Origin of the sequence: Streptomyces sp. NPDC046931, assembly GCF_040644655.1 — a bacterium.
Taxonomy (GTDB): domain Bacteria; phylum Actinomycetota; class Actinomycetes; order Streptomycetales; family Streptomycetaceae; genus Streptomyces.
The window spans coordinates 1-16558 of the sequence record NZ_JBEYWX010000023.1 but is presented as its reverse complement, the minus strand read 5'-3'; the positions used below and the strand labels follow the sequence as shown (position 1 = coordinate 16558).

Here is a 16558-nt window from a genome sequence, read left to right as displayed (position 1 = left end):
GCGTGCGGTCAAGGCGAGGCCCGGGGGAACGACCGGTCCGGCAGCCATTAGGAACAAGAAGGTAGTAATCCTGATGCCGAGCAGGTCGTAGTGTGTTCTCCATGGCAGTGGAGTCCCGGGCCTTGCGGTACTTCGTGGCGGTGGCCGAGGAACGCAGCTTCACCCACGCCGCGAGGCGGCTCGGCATCGCCGGCCCCGCGCTGTCGCGAGCGATCCGCAACCTTGAGACCGAACTCGGCGTACGCCTCCTGGAGCGGTCCACGCGCGTGGTGGAGCTGACCGAGCCCGGCGCAGTGCTGCTGACCCATACGCGGCCTGCCCTGGAGGCTCTCGACGCGGCGGCCCGACGCGCCGTGCGGGCCTCGGCACCGCATCGCAGCCTGGTGCTCGCCGTGAAGGCGGACGCGGACGGGGGCCTGCTCGAAGCCATCCTCGCCGCGGTGGCTGCCGAGCCCGACACCAGGCCGGTCGCCGTGCGCCTGTGCGGATGGCAGGAGCACACGCGGCTACTGCGGGCGGGAGACGCCGATGTGGCGCTCATGTTCGAGCCCTACGATCCGGACGGCATCGACGCGGATGTCGTCGCGGTCGAACCGCGCGTGGCGGCGCTGCCCGCCGACCATCCACTTGCCGGAGCTGGCCGGGTACGGCTCGCCGATCTCGGAGTCGCCCCGGCGGACGTCCGCGAACGGGTGGAGCGCGACATCGGCGAGCACGGGGTCCAAGGCCTCGCGCAGCTGCTCGCGCTCATTGGCCTCGGCCAGACGATGACCGTGCTACCGCGATCGGTCGCATCCCAGTACCCGCGACGCGCGGTGTCCTACGTCCTCATCGAGGACTGCCCTCCCGCCGCACTGGTTATCGCCTGGCCGGAATGCTCCCGCAGCCGCGACGTGGCCGCGCTGGTACGCGCGGCGGCGGCCGTCGCGCAGTCGCGTGGCATCGGTGCTGCATCAGACAGGACGACCGGACAACTGGAATCCTGCGGTGTCGCCCCACCAGCCGAGCCATGATGGCCGCGCAGCGGCCCCGAGCATTGGCTGACCTGTGCTGCTACTGGTCGTTCGGGTCAGCCGTTGTGGGAGGCAGCGACTGCGAGACACCGTCAGGCCAGAAGAGTTGGGCCCGACGGGCGTGCTCGTGCTCCAGCGGAAGGCCGCGTTCGGGGGGTGCTCTCGGATGGTCGAGCCACCACCTGATCGGGTCCGATGGTGGTGGCCGCACTGGCAGCCCCTTCTACGGTAGAGCGGTGTGAGGCCCCACACGACAGGGCCTACCATCGCTCAGCACGCTCTCCGACCAAACCGGGTAGATCCCCCGAACGACGCCGCCCTGGGGGGCGTGGCGCTGGCATATGGGGATCAGCCGGTCTTGTCAGCGAGCCGGTGGGGTGAGGGTGGTGCGGTCGAACGGGCCACCATGTGAGGCGGCATAGGTCACGGCGTCGTTGACGGCGTTGAGGCTGAACGACCGGACCCGTTCGGCGGCGAGGTCCAGGGTGCCCGAGGTGAGGAGCCTGATGATGCCGACGTTGGCTGTACGCGGGTACATCCACTGGCCGCGTACGGTGATCGAGTTGCGCATGATCCATGGGTACGGGAGGGCGAGGTCGTCGCCACCGAGCATGCCGACGCCGCCCATGAGGACGACGCGGCCGTATTCGCGCACGGTCATGGCTGCCGTGCGCGCTGCCGAGCTGGGTGCGCTCGGCGGTAGCAGGTCGATCACCATGTCGATCGGGCCGTCGGCCGCCGCGGACATCGCCGCGCGGTCGCCGGCGTCGTCCCCGGTGAGCGGGACCGGGCGCACGAGCGGACCGAATCGGTCGGCGAGGAGGTCGAGCGCGGCCTGGTTGCGGCCTGGGGCGACCACGCGGCCCGCCCCCATGGCGAGCGCGACCGCAACCGCACTGCTGCCGAGGTTGCCGGTGGCCCCGTTGACGAGCAGCGTCTCTCCGGCTGCGAGCCCGCCGGCCAGCAGCCCACCATAAGGGATGACGTGCACGCCGAGCGCGGCCCAGCGGGCCGGGTCGTCCCCCGCCGCTGCGGGGAGCGGGAAGACGTTCTCCGTCGGGACCCGCATGAGCTCTGCGAACGATCCGTCGTGCAGGTACCGGGCGAGGCGAGCGCCGCCCTCGCCGCGGGAACTCCAGCCCTGGAGCGTGATATCGGGCGTCAGGGCGTCATCCCGCGAGCGCACCGTCGAGTCGCACCACACCAGGTCGCCGGGACGCAGCCGGGTGGCGTCCGGGCCCACGTGGACGACCCGTCCCACGCCGCCGATCCCGGGCACGACGGGAGGGACCAGGGGATAGTTCCGCTCGCCGCTGAAGACCTCAGCCGCGTAGGGCGCCACGCTGGCGGCGAGGACCTCGACCACCACCTCGCCGCCGCCAGCCTCGGGGTCGGGCACCTCCCGCACCGTGAGCGGGGCACCGAACTGCGTCAGAACTGCTGCTCGCACGTGATGACCTCCGTGTTCGTCCGTGTTCGTCGGGATCGACACTAGGAACCCGGCGGGCATGCGGGAAGCGACGTTTAAGCATCCGTGGTATGCGTATGCCGCATGGACATCTCCAGCACAGGCCTACGGGTCCTGCGGCAGATCGCCGAGTCCGGCAGCTTCACCGCAGCAGCCACCCGGCTCGGCTACACCCAGTCGGCGGTCTCACGTCAGGCCGCCGGCCTCGAACGAAGCGCGGGCACCGCCCTGTTCGAACGCCGCCCCGATGGAGTGCGGCTCACCCCCGCGGGTCTGACCCTGCTGCGCCACGCTCGCACGATCCTGGACTGCCTGACGGAAGCCGAGCGCGACCTCACCGGCACCGTCCCGCGGACCGAACTCGTGCGCCTCGGACTGTTCCTGAGCGCGGGCGCGGCCATCCTGCCTCGCTCACTCACCCGCCTCGCGGCGACAGACCCGCAGATCACGGTCACGACTACCGAGGGCACCACGCCCTCCCTGATCCGGGCACTGCGCGCGGGCTCGATCGACCTCGCCGTACTGACCTCCCGCCCGCCCCACCGGCCTTTGGACGGCGAGTCGCCGCGCCTGCACACCGAGACCGTTACGGACACCGAACTGGTCGTGGCGGTGCCTTCGACCGGAGAGTTCGCCGGCCGCACCGCGGTGCACGTCGACGAACTGATCGACGCCCCGTGGATTGCCGCCCCGGCGTCGAACGCCGAGCCACTGCTCGGTGTCTGGCCTGGCCTGCCCGGACGGCCAGACATCGTCCACTGCGCGCGCGACTGGCTGACGAAGCTTCAGCTGGTCGCCGGTGGCTTCGGGGTGACAACGGTGCCCTCGCGGCTCTCGCCGGTGCTGCCGCCCGGGGTGAGCCTGCTGCACGTCGAAGGCGCACCTCCCGAGATCCGCCGGGTTCTCGTGGCGCGGCTCCCCGGCCGCCCCACCCCGGCGATCACGGCCGTCACCCGAGCAATTGCGTCGACCACCTGATACGTGCCGCCGGCCGTCAGATTCGGTGCCGTAGCCCGCCGAGGGCGCACACCATCACGTGTACCTCGGCAATAGCCAGGGTCCTTTCAGCAGGAGCACCCCGCTGCTGCCCGTGCAAGTACCCCAGTGACGTCGAAACTCGTGAACATAACCAGGCCGTAGAGCTGGGTGCCTCCCAGACCCGTGAACAACTGACTTCCATACTCGGGTTCTGGCTCAACCTCTGTGACACGGCCACTCTGAGTGACATCCGGACCGCTTCGAGCCGTACGCGAAGTCGCCCGAAAATGGCCCGTCGGTTCGGCGGTTGGGCTGACAGTTCGGGGCCGTGGAAGAGGTTGTGCTCCGGCTCAAGGAGTTGTTGTTCCCGTCGATCGCGGACGTCGCGGTGCTGTCGGTGGACGTGAATAGCGAGATAGTGCGCGTTGATGCGCAATCTGTCGCGGACGGTGCCGTGTGCCCGGTCTGCGGAGTCTGGTCGAACCGGGTTCATGGTTCCTACGTGCGGTTTCCCACTGATGTGCCGAGCGGTGGCCGAAGTGTTGTTCTCCAGTTGAGGGTCCGTCGGTTCACGTGCGGGAACTCGGGCTGCGCACGCCGTACCTTCGTTGAGCAGGTGCCCGGCCTGACACGTCGGTACGGTCAGCGGACCGAGCGGTTGCGTTCCACCCTGGCCGCAGTCGGCCTGGCCCTTGCGGGCAGGGGCCGGGGCCCGCATCGCCCGCGTTCTCAGGGTGCCCGTCAGCCGCAGCACGGTCCTCCGGCTGGTGGAGGATCTTCCTGAACCTGAGATCCCCGTGCCGCGGGTGGTCGGCGTCGACGAGTACGCCACCCGCAAGGGCCGCCACTACGGCACTGTCCTCATCGACATCGAGACCCGGCGCCCCGTCGATCTGTTGCCGGACCGGGAGGCTTCCAGCCTGGCTGCCTGGCTCGCCAAACGGCCGGGCGTCGAGGTCGTCTGCCGCGACCGGGCGCCGTTCTTCGCCGAAGGCGCCTCCGCCGGCGCCCCGCTGGCCGTCCAGGTCGCGGACCGGTGGCACCTCTGGCACAACCTGAGCGAGGCCGCCGAACGGGCAGTCGGCCAGCACCGCCGCTGCCTGCGAGCCCTTGTCCCGGCCGCCCCCGAACCCGAACCTGAGCCCGCCCCGGAAGACGAGCCGTCCGGTTCACCCTGGCCGACGGGACACCGGTTCGCCGACCGCACCAGGTCCCGGCACGCCGCCGTTCACGCACTCCTGGAGGCAGGGCACAGCCTGCGTTCGGTCCAGCGGCAGCTCGGCATGGCCTGGCACACCGTCAAACGGTTCTCCGACGCCGCGAAGCCGGAGGACCTGTTCACCGGCCAGTGGCAGAACCGGACCTCGGTCCTCGACGACTACAAGCCCTACCTGGACGACCGCTGGAACGACGGCATCACCAACGCTTGGAAGCTGTGGGAGGAGATCGTGCCGCTCGGCTACAAGGGCAGCCACCAGCGCGTCCGCGCCTACCTGTACAAGAAGCGCACCTCACCGCGACCGGTGACCGCCCGGCCGCCGTCACCCCGAACAGTCTCCGGATGGATCCTCAGACGCCCGGAAACCCTCACCGAGCACGAACAGCTCCAGCTCAAGGCCGTCCGCACCCACTGCCCCGAACTCGACGCCCTTACCCTTCACGTCCGGTCCTTCGCGGCCATGCTCACCGACCGCCAGGGCGAGCGCCTCCCGGCCTGACTCGACGCCGTCCGACAGGACGATCTGCCCAGCCTCCACACCCTGGCCGCCGGCATCGACCGCGACATCGACGCCGTCACCGCCGGATTGACCCTGCCCTGGAGCTCAGGTGCGGTCGAAGGCCATGTCAACAGGATCAAGATGCTCAAGCGCCAGATGTTCGGCCGTGCAGGGTTCCAACTTCTTCGCAAGCGTGTCCTACTGGCGTGACGGAGGGCGGCCGCGTCCCGGGCGTTGAGCCAGAGTCTTCGCAGTGAACGAAGCCGAGGGGGTCAGATGCCGGCACATTCGTCTACAACGGCGCAGGCGAGGCGGATGCCGCCCAGGTAGCTAGAGATGCCGTCATCGCCGTGCATGTGGGGCGCGTCCTGGAACCACTGCCGCCACAGGCCGCCCTCCTGGAGGAGGCAGCTGGCCCGGTCGCCGTGCAGGACGGACTCCGTGTAGGCCAGGGCGCCCATGGCTGTCGGCTGGTCGTAGGCGAGATCGGGCCGACGCAGGTAGCGATCCAGGTAAGCGGCAAGCAAGTCGGCGTCCCGTGCGGTGCCGAAACTCGCCAGTGCCACACAGTAGGCCCCACCCGCGCAGCAGACCTCACTCTCCAGCAGCAGCGCACCCAGACGCTCACGGAAGTGGTCACGGCGCGAGACGGCGGCGAGCCATGCCGCGGTCCGCCGCTCGCGCCAGCTGCCTTCGAAGAGGATGGTGAGCTCGGCGTCGGTAACAGCCCTCGCATCAGCGGCCAGGTGCTGAACGAACGGCTCGTACTCCTCGCGCGACATGCGAAGTACCGCTCCGCCGAGCTTCAGGTAGCGGCGCCCGGGGAGGCAATAGCGGCGGTACAGGGCCTGTATCTCGGTGTCGTAGCGGATCACCACCCCATCCTCTCGCGACGAGCACGCAGCTGAGGGAGTGGGGCCTGCAGTGGCCCCGAGACGGGTGGGACGCCATCTGGGTCGGGTCGGGTGCGCAGGGTTTCGACAGCACGCAGGGTTACTGCTCCATAGAAGGTAAGCCAGAACCCATACTCGTGAATAAAGCCAATGTGCCGGCCCCCGCGGGCAGGCACATGGAAGCGGCATCGGGACAACAGGCATCGCCTCGGTTCGGGGGTTGACGAGGCCGGTTGTGTGTTACGGGTCGATCACTCTCTGAACAGAATTCCCGACTCAGAAGACTAAGGGTTGTCCCGTAAAAGATCTCCGGTGTGCTGGTTGACCAGCCCGTTTCTCTGTTACCCAGCCAGGGTGAGGTTGTGCAGGCGGGCGATGCCGAGCATGGCATGGTGGACGCCGTCGCCTTTCAGGCGGCAGTCGCGGAGTATCTTCCAGCCCTTCATCCGCGCGAAGACGTGCTCAACGCGGGCGCGGACTTTGCGGTGCGAGCTGTTGTGTTCCTCCTTCCATCCCGGCAACTCGGCCTGGCCGCGCTCTCGGCGGTGCGGGATGACCAGGCCGGTACCCCGGTAGCCGCCGTCCGCAATGACCGTCGCCTTGCCAACGGCGTCCTTCGCACCTGACAGCTCCCACGCCTTGCAGTCGTTGCGATTGCCGGGCACGGGCCGGCCGACCGCGACGACCAGACGGGTATCGGTATCGATGACGACCTGGTGATTGGTGGAGTACCTGTAGTTCTTCGACTGCTCGGCGATCGTGTGATCGCGGGTGGGCACCAGGGTGCCATCCACGATCAGCACGGCGTCCCTGCGGAACCGCCTGCGCGGCTGCAGTCCGAGCGACGGCGCAAGGTCGTCGATGATCCGAGCGGCGGCCGACTTCGACACCCCGAACAACGGCGCAAGCTGCCGCAAGGTCAGGTTCGTGCGCCAGTAGGCGGCCACCAGCAACACCCGGTCTTCCAGCGGCAGGCTCCATGGCCGGCCCTTGCGGACCGGGGCCGCGCCCTCGCGCCGTAGCGCGTTGATCAGCTTGCCGAACTGACGCGGGCTCAGCCCAGTGAAAGGGGTTATCCAGGACGGCTCCGACGCCGTGATCACAGCAGCCACAGCAAGATCGTCTCAAAGATCGACGGCATGGGACGATGACCGCTATGTCAGGTCAGGTCTGGGTGTCCCTCATATCCTTGGGCGGCGTTGTCCTCGGCGGCTTGTTGTCCTACCTCGTGCAGCACAGGACTCAGCTCTCGGCGGAACGCGCTGAACAGCAACGGCAGCAGATCGCCTTGTCGGAGGCCCGACGAGCGGAACGGCTGGCGCTGCTGGAGCGGTTCATCGAGGTGGGCGCCGAAGCCGAACGCGCCGCGTTCAGCCGACCTGCCGACTGGGACGACACCGACGACTGGTACCTGACGACCCGGGACGTCATGAACAGGCTGTGGGTCGCCGAGCGGCTCATCCGCATCCAGTTCCCCCTGCCCGTACATGACGCGGCGCGCGCGTACTTCCTCGACCTCAACCGGACCGTGTGGGAAGGCCTGCCCGAAGGCGAGAGCGTACGGGACTACCTGGAGGACAACCGGCTGGCCTTCCTCGACGCCGCTCGTGCGGTCATGGGGTAGCGCACGTCCGACCTCCGGAGATCTTTTGCGGGACAGCCCTTAGCTCAGCCAGAAAGAATTTAGCGCCGTGAGGCGCGCCAGCCGTGTTCGAGGATGGCGAACGCGGCTTCGACGGTGCGGGCCGGATCTTCGGAGCGGATGGCGAGTGCCGAGGTTTCCAGGGCGAAGTGGGCCAGTGCGGCGCATTCGGGATCGGCTTCGGGTGCGCCGGTTTCGGCGGCGAGGGTGCGGCTGAGCGCGTCCTCGTGCCGCATCCACATCCGGTGCCAGTACTCGCTCAGCGCCGGAGTGCTGCTCACCAGGGCCATGAACTCCGGCGCCCCGTCAGCGGCGGCACCGCGCTCGACGCGGGCCAGCGTGTGGTCCCGCAACGCGCCCAGTACCGACGTGCCGGGCGCGCGGTCGCGCACGGCCGCGAGCAGGCTCTCCTCGATGTCGGCGTCCCGGTCGAAGACGAGGGATTCCTTGCTGGGGAAGTGTTTCTGCAGAGTCGTGGTGGACACGTCGGCGGCGTCGGCGATCTCGCGGACACCCACGTTGTCGTAGCCGCGCTCGAGGAACAGTCGCAGTGCCGCGTCGGCCAGCGCCTGGTGGGTCGCCGCCTTCTTGCGCTCCCGCCGGCCCATCCCGGTAGTCATGACTTGACGATACCACTAATTTTACCGTGTACTCAGTTGTACCGTGCCACTTTGAGGGGAGGGGTTTCCATGATCACTCGTGTTCCGGTCCTGATCACCGGCGGTGGAATCGCCGGACTGACCGCCGCTCTGCTGCTGCGACGCGAAGGGGTGGATCCGGTGCTGGTCGAGAAGCACGCCGGGGTGTCGCCGCAGCCGAAGGCCCGCCGGTTCAACCCGCGCAGCACCGAGGTGTTCCGCCTGCTCGGCCTCGCGGCCGAGGTCGCCGAGGCGAGCGCGCCGCTGGCGTCCTTCACCGAGGTCCTGGTCGGTCCGACGTTGGCCGAGGCGCAAGTCCGGGAAATGAGCGGCACCATGCGGGAACGGCGGCTGCAGCAAGCCAGGATTCCCGAGCTGAGCCCGGGGCCGAACGTCCTGTGCCCACAGGTCGTGCTGGAGCCAATCCTGCGCCGGGCCGCCGAAGAACGAGGCGTGTCCGTGCGGCTGGGCACCGAACTGGTGTCCTTCACCCAGGACGACGACGGGGTGACCGCGCTGCTGAAGCCCGCGGACGGCGAGCCGTACGAGCTGACCGCGGACTACCTGATCGCCGCCGACGGCGCGCGCAGTCCCGTCCGCACCGCACTGGGTGTCACGCGCAGCGGCCATGGCCACCTGGCCGACAACCTCGATCTCTACTTCCGCGCCGATCTCACGGATCTGGCGCGGGAAAAGCCGTTCAGCCTGTGCGAGATCGACAACCCGGTAGCCTCGGGCGCCTTCCTCTCGGTCAACGGCACGGACCGGTGGCTGCTCTCGACGGCCGACTTCCCCGAGGCCCGCACGCTCGGCGACGGCGACTGGCACGACCTCCTGCGCATCGTGATCGGCATGCCGGATCTCGACGTGGAACTGCTCAGCCGGTCGCCCTGGGAGGCGGCGATGCGCGTGGCCGACCGGTTTCGCGACGGCCGTGTGTTCCTGGTGGGCGACGCCGCGCACATGATGCCCCCGATGGCCGCGGCCGGAGCCAACACCGCCATCGCCGACGCGGCCAACCTCGCCTGGAAACTCGCGGCAGTGCTAGCCGGACGGGCGGCGCCCGCCCTCCTCGACACCTACCACGCCGAACGCCATCCGGCCGGCTACGCCATCGCCGAAGCCTCCAGCACCGTCCGCGGGCACGTCGGCGACATGCTCGCCGCCTTCACCCAGCCCGACCGCCGGCACGACGACCTGCCGGCCACGATGTTCGGCACCCAGTACCCCGAAGGGGCGTTCGTCCCGGACGGCCGCGGCCCCGCGCCCGCCGACCACTACGCCCCGGCAGGCCGTCCCGGCACGCGCGTGCCCCACGCTTGGCTCGACGCAGCGACGTCCACTGTGGACCTTGCCGGGCCCGGCCTGACCCTGCTCACCGGCCCGGACGACGAACGCTGGATCGTCGAAGCGGGTCGCCTCGGACTGCGTCAGGCGACCGTGTCACACCGCGAGTGGCTCGCCGAGGTCTGCCTGCCCGCCGACGGCGCTCTGCTGTTACGCCCTGACGTCATCGTCGCCTGGCACTCGGCATCCGCGACGCCGCTCGCCGAGGCATTGACGCGAGTGCTCGGCACCACGGCCGTCCCCGCGTAACCGGCTGGTCAGCTCCAGCGGAAACGGCCATCGGCTTCGGAGCGTCACCGGCGCACGGTGGCATGCGCCTGCTTCACGGAAATCTTGCCGGGGCCACATTCGGGCGTACGCCAACACGGGATGCTCGAGGATGCCCCGCGAAGATACTGAACCCATCGCACACCCCGGCCTACGCCCCTGGAGGACCTGCGGGTTCACGCTCGATCCCCTCCAGGAATTCGGGAACCCGTCGGCTTCGGTCGGCGTATGGGCGGAGGCGGGCCCCGGCGGTGCCGCCGGCGAGCGTGCGCTGCGGGGTGGCCGTCTGGGCCGGGGTGGGGGCCGGGCCGGTGCGGCCGAGGAAGTCGAGGGCGGCCTGGGGGCCGTGGTCGCGGCGGGCGGCGGCCACGTCGTCCAGGTCCCAGGCCATCTCGCCGACGACGGTGCGGCGCGGGCCGCGGGCCTCCACCTTGCCGTGTACGAGCAGGAGTCCGGAGTGGAACACGGTGTGCGCGACGTTCTCGTGGGAGTCTTCGAAGAAGGCGATGTCGACGAGGCTGGAGCCGTCCTCCAGGGTGCAGAGGATGATCCGCTTGCCGGACGAGATGGGCGGGGTCTGCGTGGAGGCCCGCACTCCGGCGACCAGAACCTTCTGCCCGGGCACCATGGCGCGCAGGTGGGCGGCGTCGGTCGCGCCGAGTTCGCGCAGCAGCCGGTGGTGGTGCTCCATCAGATGCTGGCTCACGTCGATGGAGAGGGTGTCGAGTTCGGCGCCGAGCTTGTCACGGCTGGTCAACTCCGGCAGCCCGCTCGGGCCGGCGGTCACCAGCTCGGCCCCAGCGGCAACTGCCCGTCAGTGGCGGTGCGGTTGCGGGACTGCCGGTGCAGTTCGCTGGCCTGCAGCAGCAGATCCCGTCGGGTCAGCCTGGGGGAGAGGGTGGCCCGCACCAACAAGCTCACCACGGTCCATTTCCCCGCCATCCGCTGGAACGGCCCCACCCAGCCACTCGACGACGAACACCGCTGGAACACCGCACGCCGGCTCCTGCACGACGACACCCTCAAGCCCGAAGACCGCCTCGCCGGGCAGCTTCTCCTCCTCTACGCTCAAGGGCCGTCGGCGATCCACCGGTTGACCACCGAGGACGTCGAGGTCGGCGCTCAGGAAGTACGTCTCCACCTCGGCAATGCCCCCATTCAGTTGCCGGAGCCCGTCGCCCAGCTGGCCCGCACCGTCGCCGCGAAACGCAAGGGGCACGCGACCATCGGTGCCCTGGCGCCGCCTGCGTCGACACTCAAGCGCCACCTGCATCGGCAGCCGCCGCGGTCACGAGTCGCAGGACCGGCCAGCAGACCGCCTCTGACCTGGCCTTCCTGGCCCGGGCGATGAAGGCTCCGGCCCTTCTTGCGGCTGCCGACCGGCTCGCCGAACGGGCCCGCAAGGAGTCCTGGACCCACGCCGAATACCTGGTCGCCTGCCTCCAGCGCGAGGTCTCCGCCCGTGAATCGCACGGCGGCGAAGCACGAGTACGCGCCGCCCGATTCCCCGCGATCAAGACGATCGAGGAGCTCGACGTCACCCATCTGCGCGGCATGACGCGCCAACAGCTCGCACATCTGGGCATGTTGGACTTCATCGCGGGCAAGGAAAACGTCGTCATCCTGGGCCCGCCCGGCACCGGCAAGACGCACCTGGCGATCGGCCTGGCAGTGCGAGCCTGCCAGGCCGGACACCGTGTCGCCTTCGCCACCGCCGCCGAGTGGGTCGACAAGCTCGCCGCCGCCCACGAGTCCGGCCGCCTGCCGGCCGAGCTCACCAGGCTCGGCCGTTATCCGCTGATCGTGGTGGACGAGGTCGGCTACATCCCCTTCGAAGCGGAGGCCGCGAACCTGTTCTTCCAGCTCATCTCGAACAGATACGAACGCGCGCCCGTGATCGTCACCAGCAACAAGCCCTTCGGACGCTGGGGAGAGGTCTTCGGGGACGAGACAGTGGCCGCCGCCATGATCGACCGCTTGGTCCATCACGCCGAGGTCCACTCCCTCAAGGGCGACTCTTACCGCATGCGGGGACGCGAACTCGGACGCGTTCCCACCGACACACCCGACAACGACTGAACAGCCACCAACCGACACCAACCGGGTCAGATTTCCACCGCCCGAAGTGGGTCACGATTCAGGCGACGCCGACAAGAACCGCACCACCCCCTGACCGGACTCGGCCCTCGCCGCGACGGCCGGCCTTCTGCTGGGTCCCCGCCGCTGCCAGCCCCCTTGTTCCGCACGAGCTTCGAGACACCGTGTACGGGGTCTTCCCTCTCGGTTCGGGTTATTCCTGTCCTGTCTCAACGAAGTCAGTGGTCCGCGTCCACGCTGACCTGCGTGGACTGGATGGGGTGAGACGCAGGGGCTCGGTTCGTTGAGACAGATCTCGGGGGTCGGGGCCGGAACGGGCTGAGTGCTGTGCCGTCTCAAGTCGGGCTGCCGCTGTACTGCTCTGGCCATCACGCTCTGGCGCCGGCGACTCCCGAGCCGTCCATGTAGTCGCGGACTCGCGTGATCAGTCCGTTGCGGACGTGGAGTATCAGGAGACCGGGGACGGTGAACGTGGTGGCCTTGGTCGTCAGTGTTCCCACCACGACATGCTCGGCGATGATCACTTCTGGGTCGGCGGTCTCGTAGGCCGCGACCCTCCTGACCTCCTGCACCTGGGCGGGGCTGGCGCCCCAGGCCGCCCGGTATCCGGTGCGCACGGCCTCACGCCCCTCGTAGCGCGGGGGGAAGCCGGGAGAGGCGAACGGGAATTCGTGCACCGCGTCCATGGCGTAGAGATCAGCGAGATCGTCGGGGGACTTGTCGAGCATGGCCTGGTAATAGCAGGTCAGCACCTCGTGAGGGGTGCGAAGAGCAGGTTTGTCCAGATGCGACACGGGGGTTGCTCCATTCGCTCAACATTTGTTGACCCACTCACCGTAGGGTCGGTCGGAAGCTCGGTCAACGGTTGTAGAGTGAATCGGTGTCCACTCCTCGCCAGTCCCGTGCCGACCGCCGCCGAGCAACCGAGGCGCGCATCCTCGACAGCGCCCGGGAGCTGTTCGCCGAGAAGGGATTCGAGCGCACCACCATTCGCGCCGTGGCGGCCTCAGCAAGCGTCGATCCGGCTCTGGTCATGCAGTACTTCGGCTCGAAGCGGGAGCTGTTCACCCAGGCCGTGCAGGCATTCCCCGCCCCGCTGACGGCAAGTGATACCGACGCGCTCGTCGACCAGTTGCTGGCATCGCTCGGCCTCAAGCTCGGCGGTCTTCCCGAAGGCACGCTGGCGATGATGCGGTCCATGCTCACCGACCGGGCAGCAGCCGATCACGTCCGTGCCGCCCTCGGCCGGCAGATCGACAGCATCGGTGCCGCCCTGCCCGCTGCCGAGGATCCCGAACTGCGCGCCACACTGGTTGTCACCGCCTTGCTGGGCGTGACCATCGGCCACCAACTCCTCGGCCTGACCTCGCTTCGTGAGGCCCCTGCCGATCGCATCGTCGCGTTGCTCCGCCCGGCCATCAAGGCCCTGTCTGGACCGCCGGAGTGAACGCGACGCCGCCGATGCTCGGTGCGTGGAGCGCAGCGTCCGCGATCCGCATGAGGGGGCGGGCCGTATTCGGGCTCAGCAGCGGTAGTAGGGGTAGAACGGGCTCCACCGTGTTTCCGTGTCGGCTTCATCAGGCCTGCATCGCGTCTGGCATCCCCAACCGCTCGAATCTCCTCCCGGACTGGGTGCAGACCAGGTGAGTCACCTCAAACGCTTCGGCGTCCTTCGGGTCGATCCGCTCGTCCGCACGGACATCGACGACCAACGCGGAGCCGTCCGCGCGGCGGACGAAGTAGTCCGGGCGTGCCGACGCCCCCGCGCACCGTCATGCCAGTGCAGCCAGAACGGCCGTGAGCCGATCCCCACCATGCTCGGATCGAAGTCCATCAGCAGCAGTCGGTCCCGTTCCAGCCACGACTCGAAGCCGACGCGCTGCCCGGTCGTCGCCTCCCAGTACCAGCCCGGGAAGTGACGCTCACCGCGCGATCAGCGGAACGTAGTACCGGAGCGGCATCCTCGTACCGGCCCGTCACGCAGCCCCGCTGCGGTCGCCGACGGCGTCCGTGCACCGCGTCCATGTACGACAACTCGATGCACGGACCCGCCTGATCCACCCCAGCCGTACAGCCATTCAGCACACCGCCCGCGACCTTCCCCAAGAGGCATGGACGCTGACATGCAGCGACCCGCAGGCCTTGGTGGTCCTGCCGCACTCGGGCCTCCCGGTCCGCTTGCAGACCCTGGACGACGACAGCTTCAGCGACGCCATCGAACCCAGGCCCTCGCCGACGGGGTCCTGGTGGCCGCCCCGGCCGAGCTGGCCCGGCAGGTGGGCTTCAGGGTCCCAGTCGGCCTTGACTGACGCCGCCTGGGCGGACCGTGTGTTGTGGGGCGACGAGGACAGCCGCCGCCTGACCCCGCAGGACGAGATGGGCCGTCTGTGGGACATCGTGACCATGACCCGCTCCGCCATCCGGCGCAGCCCAGGGCGGGGGTAGCAGCGTCACGGTCGAGTTGTACCGGATTCCGCGAGGCGGCCGCACCCGTCAGCGCCGCCGAGTCCGGCTTGCCGCCCAGATCGGGCCTGGCGACAACGCCGAGCCCAGGGGTCTCGTTGTAGCCGAGTCGCTCCAGTACCGGGCCGGCCACCTGGTTCCAGAGCCACTGCAGCTCGCTGTCCAGCGAGGACTGGGTGTGGCGGAGGGTAATCAGAGTCGTTGGCTCGCGTGTCATCAGGAAGATCAGCGCGTGGAAGGTCAGCGCGCGGGGGAGCACGTCGTTGATGCTCAGGCCCAGTCCAATTACCTCGACCCGCTCGGATGTCAGGAGCAGAGCAGCGGCCGCACCGAGTTCTGACGCGTAGAGCATGACGATGGGTCCCTCGGCAGCCTGATCTCGCGATTCGCTTGCAGCCGGCGGCAGCAGGAAACGTTCCAGCCCGGGCAGACGCCGAGTACTGGCGAGGAAGGCGTCGAATTCCTCGGCTACGTCCAGTTCGTATGCGTACCTGATTGCCCTGTCAGCTTGACGCAACCACGCAGGCTGCTCCGCTCGCCGGGTTGCAATCTGCGCTTCCGTCGTCGCCATGCGGTGGCGAAGGTCGAGAAACGCTGTGGCCAGATCGGGATCGTGTGCTCGCAGTGTCTCAAGGTCGTCGCGGCCGTCGAGCAGTTGCCCGAGCAGTACCCCCGCCCCTGTTCGAGTAGTTCGGCGGCGCGCTCTGCGCGTCCGAAGCCTGCGACGAGGCCGGCTGCCACCGATGCCAACCCAGAGTGCTGGCGAATCGTACGCAAGTTGGTGCTCAGTGCTACGTGGCGTGGCGTCAGTTTCGGCAGTAGTACCTCCACTGTGTGCTCGAAGATCCGCGCTGCCTCCTGCCAGTCGCCCGCTGCGGCGAGGGCATGACCCAGCAGTACCGCCGCTGTTATACGAGTTTCGGTTCCCCACGGCCCCTTTTCAACAACCCGCGCATTCTGACGTGCGACGAGCAGGTATTCAGGGACCAGCGCGGGATCGTGTGTCTTGCGGTACCGCAGCATCAGCGCGTAGGCGAGACGCCTAAGGGCGTCGGAGTCTTGCGGATCGGCCGCGACGGCGGCATGGCAGTGCACGAGGGCCTCGTCGAGGTCGCTGAGGTCCTCGCCAAGAGCTATTTCGTACCGTTGGAGGAGGAGTTTGCCGAGGAGGGGGTGTCCGTCTGGCGCGCCGCGTCGGTACCAGGCGATCGCTTCGTCGAGTGTTTCAGGGCGGTCGTCGAGTTCATGGAGCTCTCCAAGCGCCTCTGCCAGCTGGAGGCGACGGCCATCGCGGCGGCGACACTGCTGGCCACTCACCCGCGCGCGATCGGCAAAGGGGTCCGCGTCGTCGACGAAGAGCACTGGGACGGTCTGCCAGACGGCACCAGGCACGGCCCGGGCTGGACATCCGCACCGGTGACATGCGCACCGCACGACTCGGCAGCCGCATGGACGCGGCTGCCTGCTCGCGCACGACGAGCCGGGCTGCCCGAGTGGGTGGCCGCGCCGACCGAACCGGAGAACTTCCTGGCCGTCCTCCGCCCACGCCCGGCCGGCAGCGCTGCTCGTGCTGTGTTCCCCCGTCGCCCCGATCACCCGGACCGAGCCGACCACCGCCACGGTCGACACCCCGACGGGATCCGCGACCGTCACCATCCGCCACACGTGGGACCTGCGGACCCAGATCAACACCATGCACCGGCACTGGGCACTCCCCTCGGGCGACGAGGCCCGAGACGAGATCCGCAGACGCGTCCTGTTCCCTCGCGAACTGGAACGCTACGCGGAGGGGGCTGGCTTCGAGGTCCTGGACATGAACGACGGCACAGAGACAGGGCTTACCGGCCCCACCGCGTACACAGTTGCCCGGTACACCCGGTGATGACCGACGGGCGAGAAAGGGTACCAGCCCCAGCCACCCGATTCTGACGGCAGTAGCGACGCTGAGGTTGAAAGGGTGGGGTGACAGCGGGCGTTGGCGGTGCTAGATCCTCGTCATGAGGTACGCGGATGGCGGCGGCCTGACCGCCGCGG

General features: G+C 68.9%; 17 protein-coding genes and 2 pseudogenes. 13 read left to right on the top strand and 6 right to left on the bottom strand.

The features are described from left to right. Positions 1-122: 122 nt before the first annotated feature. Positions 123-1013 carry a LysR family transcriptional regulator gene (locus ABZ876_RS30335; protein WP_361787928.1) on the top strand — a complete coding sequence of 297 codons (891 nt, stop codon included), beginning with the start codon at positions 123-125 and terminating at the stop codon, positions 1011-1013. Positions 1014-1374: 361 nt separating this feature from the next. Here ABZ876_RS30335 and ABZ876_RS30330 read toward each other — a convergent pair whose 3' ends face one another. Next, entirely contained in the window at positions 1375-2463 is a 1089-nt protein-coding gene (locus tag ABZ876_RS30330; protein ID WP_361787926.1) for a zinc-binding alcohol dehydrogenase family protein, read from the bottom strand. Positions 2464-2565: 102 nt separating this feature from the next. Here ABZ876_RS30330 and ABZ876_RS30325 point away from each other — a divergent pair, with 102 nt between their 5' ends. The 4 genes from ABZ876_RS30325 (at position 2566) to ABZ876_RS30310 (ending at position 5387) form a co-directional block, all read left to right on the top strand. After that, positions 2566-3459 (top strand): LysR family transcriptional regulator, encoded by an 894-nt coding sequence (locus ABZ876_RS30325; protein ID WP_361787924.1) that lies wholly within the window; start codon positions 2566-2568, stop codon positions 3457-3459. 328 nt (positions 3460-3787) lie between these two features. After that, positions 3788-4243 (top strand): transposase family protein, encoded by a 456-nt coding sequence (locus tag ABZ876_RS30320; protein ID WP_361787922.1) that lies wholly within the window; start codon positions 3788-3790, stop codon positions 4241-4243. Then, a complete protein-coding gene (locus ABZ876_RS30315) occupies positions 4227-5177 on the top strand; it encodes a transposase (protein WP_361787921.1) in 951 nt (316 codons plus the stop codon). The genes ABZ876_RS30320 and ABZ876_RS30315 overlap by 17 nt, the downstream gene beginning before the upstream one ends. 24 nt (positions 5178-5201) lie before the next feature. Then, positions 5202-5387 carry a hypothetical protein gene (locus ABZ876_RS30310; RefSeq protein WP_361788072.1) on the top strand — a complete coding sequence of 62 codons (186 nt, stop codon included), beginning with the start codon at positions 5202-5204 and terminating at the stop codon, positions 5385-5387. Positions 5388-5449: 62 nt separating this feature from the next. Here ABZ876_RS30310 and ABZ876_RS30305 read toward each other — a convergent pair whose 3' ends face one another. Further along, positions 5450-6052 carry a DUF6000 family protein gene (locus ABZ876_RS30305; protein ID WP_361787919.1) on the bottom strand — a complete coding sequence of 201 codons (603 nt, stop codon included), beginning with the start codon at positions 6050-6052 and terminating at the stop codon, positions 5450-5452. Between the two features lie 359 nt (positions 6053-6411). Continuing rightward, positions 6412-7182 (bottom strand): transposase, encoded by a 771-nt coding sequence (locus ABZ876_RS30300; RefSeq protein ID WP_361787917.1) that lies wholly within the window; start codon positions 7180-7182, stop codon positions 6412-6414. Between the two features lie 35 nt (positions 7183-7217). Here ABZ876_RS30300 and ABZ876_RS30295 point away from each other — a divergent pair, with 35 nt between their 5' ends. Further along, the gene (locus ABZ876_RS30295) at positions 7218-7694 is read left to right on the top strand and encodes a hypothetical protein (protein ID WP_361787915.1); all 477 of its coding nucleotides are present in this window, start codon (positions 7218-7220) and stop codon (positions 7692-7694) included. 59 nt (positions 7695-7753) lie between these two features. On the opposite strand, the gene ABZ876_RS30290 is transcribed toward ABZ876_RS30295, so the two are convergent. Next, a complete protein-coding gene (locus ABZ876_RS30290; RefSeq protein ID WP_361787913.1) occupies positions 7754-8332 on the bottom strand; it encodes a helix-turn-helix domain-containing protein in 579 nt (192 codons plus the stop codon). Between the two features lie 69 nt (positions 8333-8401). On the opposite strand from ABZ876_RS30290, the gene ABZ876_RS30285 reads away from it, so the two are divergent. Continuing rightward, positions 8402-9946, top strand: coding sequence for an FAD-dependent monooxygenase (locus ABZ876_RS30285; protein ID WP_361787911.1), 1545 nt, complete (start codon positions 8402-8404; stop codon positions 9944-9946). A 169-nt stretch (positions 9947-10115) separates the two neighbouring features. On the opposite strand, the pseudogene ABZ876_RS30280 reads toward ABZ876_RS30285, so the two are convergent. Then, positions 10116-10852, bottom strand: a pseudogene (locus tag ABZ876_RS30280) (DNA polymerase III subunit alpha); the annotation flags it as partial. A gap of 10 nt (positions 10853-10862) precedes the next feature. Here ABZ876_RS30280 and ABZ876_RS30275 point away from each other — a divergent pair. Both ABZ876_RS30275 and istB read left to right on the top strand, forming a co-directional pair. Beyond that, positions 10863-11315: a hypothetical protein gene (locus tag ABZ876_RS30275; RefSeq protein ID WP_361787909.1), complete on the top strand. Its 453-nt coding sequence runs from the start codon at positions 10863-10865 to the stop codon at positions 11313-11315. After that, entirely contained in the window at positions 11312-12043 is a 732-nt protein-coding gene (gene istB, locus ABZ876_RS30270; protein ID WP_361787907.1) for an IS21-like element helper ATPase IstB, read from the top strand. The genes ABZ876_RS30275 and istB overlap by 4 nt, the downstream gene beginning before the upstream one ends. 386 nt (positions 12044-12429) lie before the next feature. On the opposite strand, the gene ABZ876_RS30265 is transcribed toward istB, so the two are convergent. Next, positions 12430-12855 (bottom strand): nuclear transport factor 2 family protein, encoded by a 426-nt coding sequence (locus ABZ876_RS30265; RefSeq protein ID WP_361787905.1) that lies wholly within the window; start codon positions 12853-12855, stop codon positions 12430-12432. 86 nt (positions 12856-12941) lie between these two features. Here ABZ876_RS30265 and ABZ876_RS30260 point away from each other — a divergent pair, with 86 nt between their 5' ends. The 4 genes and pseudogenes from ABZ876_RS30260 (at position 12942) to ABZ876_RS30245 (ending at position 16406) form a co-directional block, all read left to right on the top strand. Further along, positions 12942-13508, top strand: a complete 567-nt coding sequence (locus ABZ876_RS30260) for a TetR family transcriptional regulator (protein ID WP_361787903.1) — start codon at positions 12942-12944, stop codon at positions 13506-13508. An 854-nt stretch (positions 13509-14362) separates the two neighbouring features. Next, the gene (locus tag ABZ876_RS30255; protein ID WP_361787901.1) at positions 14363-14506 is read left to right on the top strand and encodes a hypothetical protein; all 144 of its coding nucleotides are present in this window, start codon (positions 14363-14365) and stop codon (positions 14504-14506) included. A 1317-nt stretch (positions 14507-15823) separates the two neighbouring features. Next, positions 15824-15907, top strand: a pseudogene (locus ABZ876_RS30250) (integrase core domain protein); the annotation flags it as partial. Positions 15908-16091: 184 nt separating this feature from the next. Beyond that, positions 16092-16406 (top strand): hypothetical protein, encoded by a 315-nt coding sequence (locus ABZ876_RS30245; RefSeq protein ID WP_361788084.1) that lies wholly within the window; start codon positions 16092-16094, stop codon positions 16404-16406. The last annotated feature ends 152 nt before the right edge of the window (positions 16407-16558 follow it).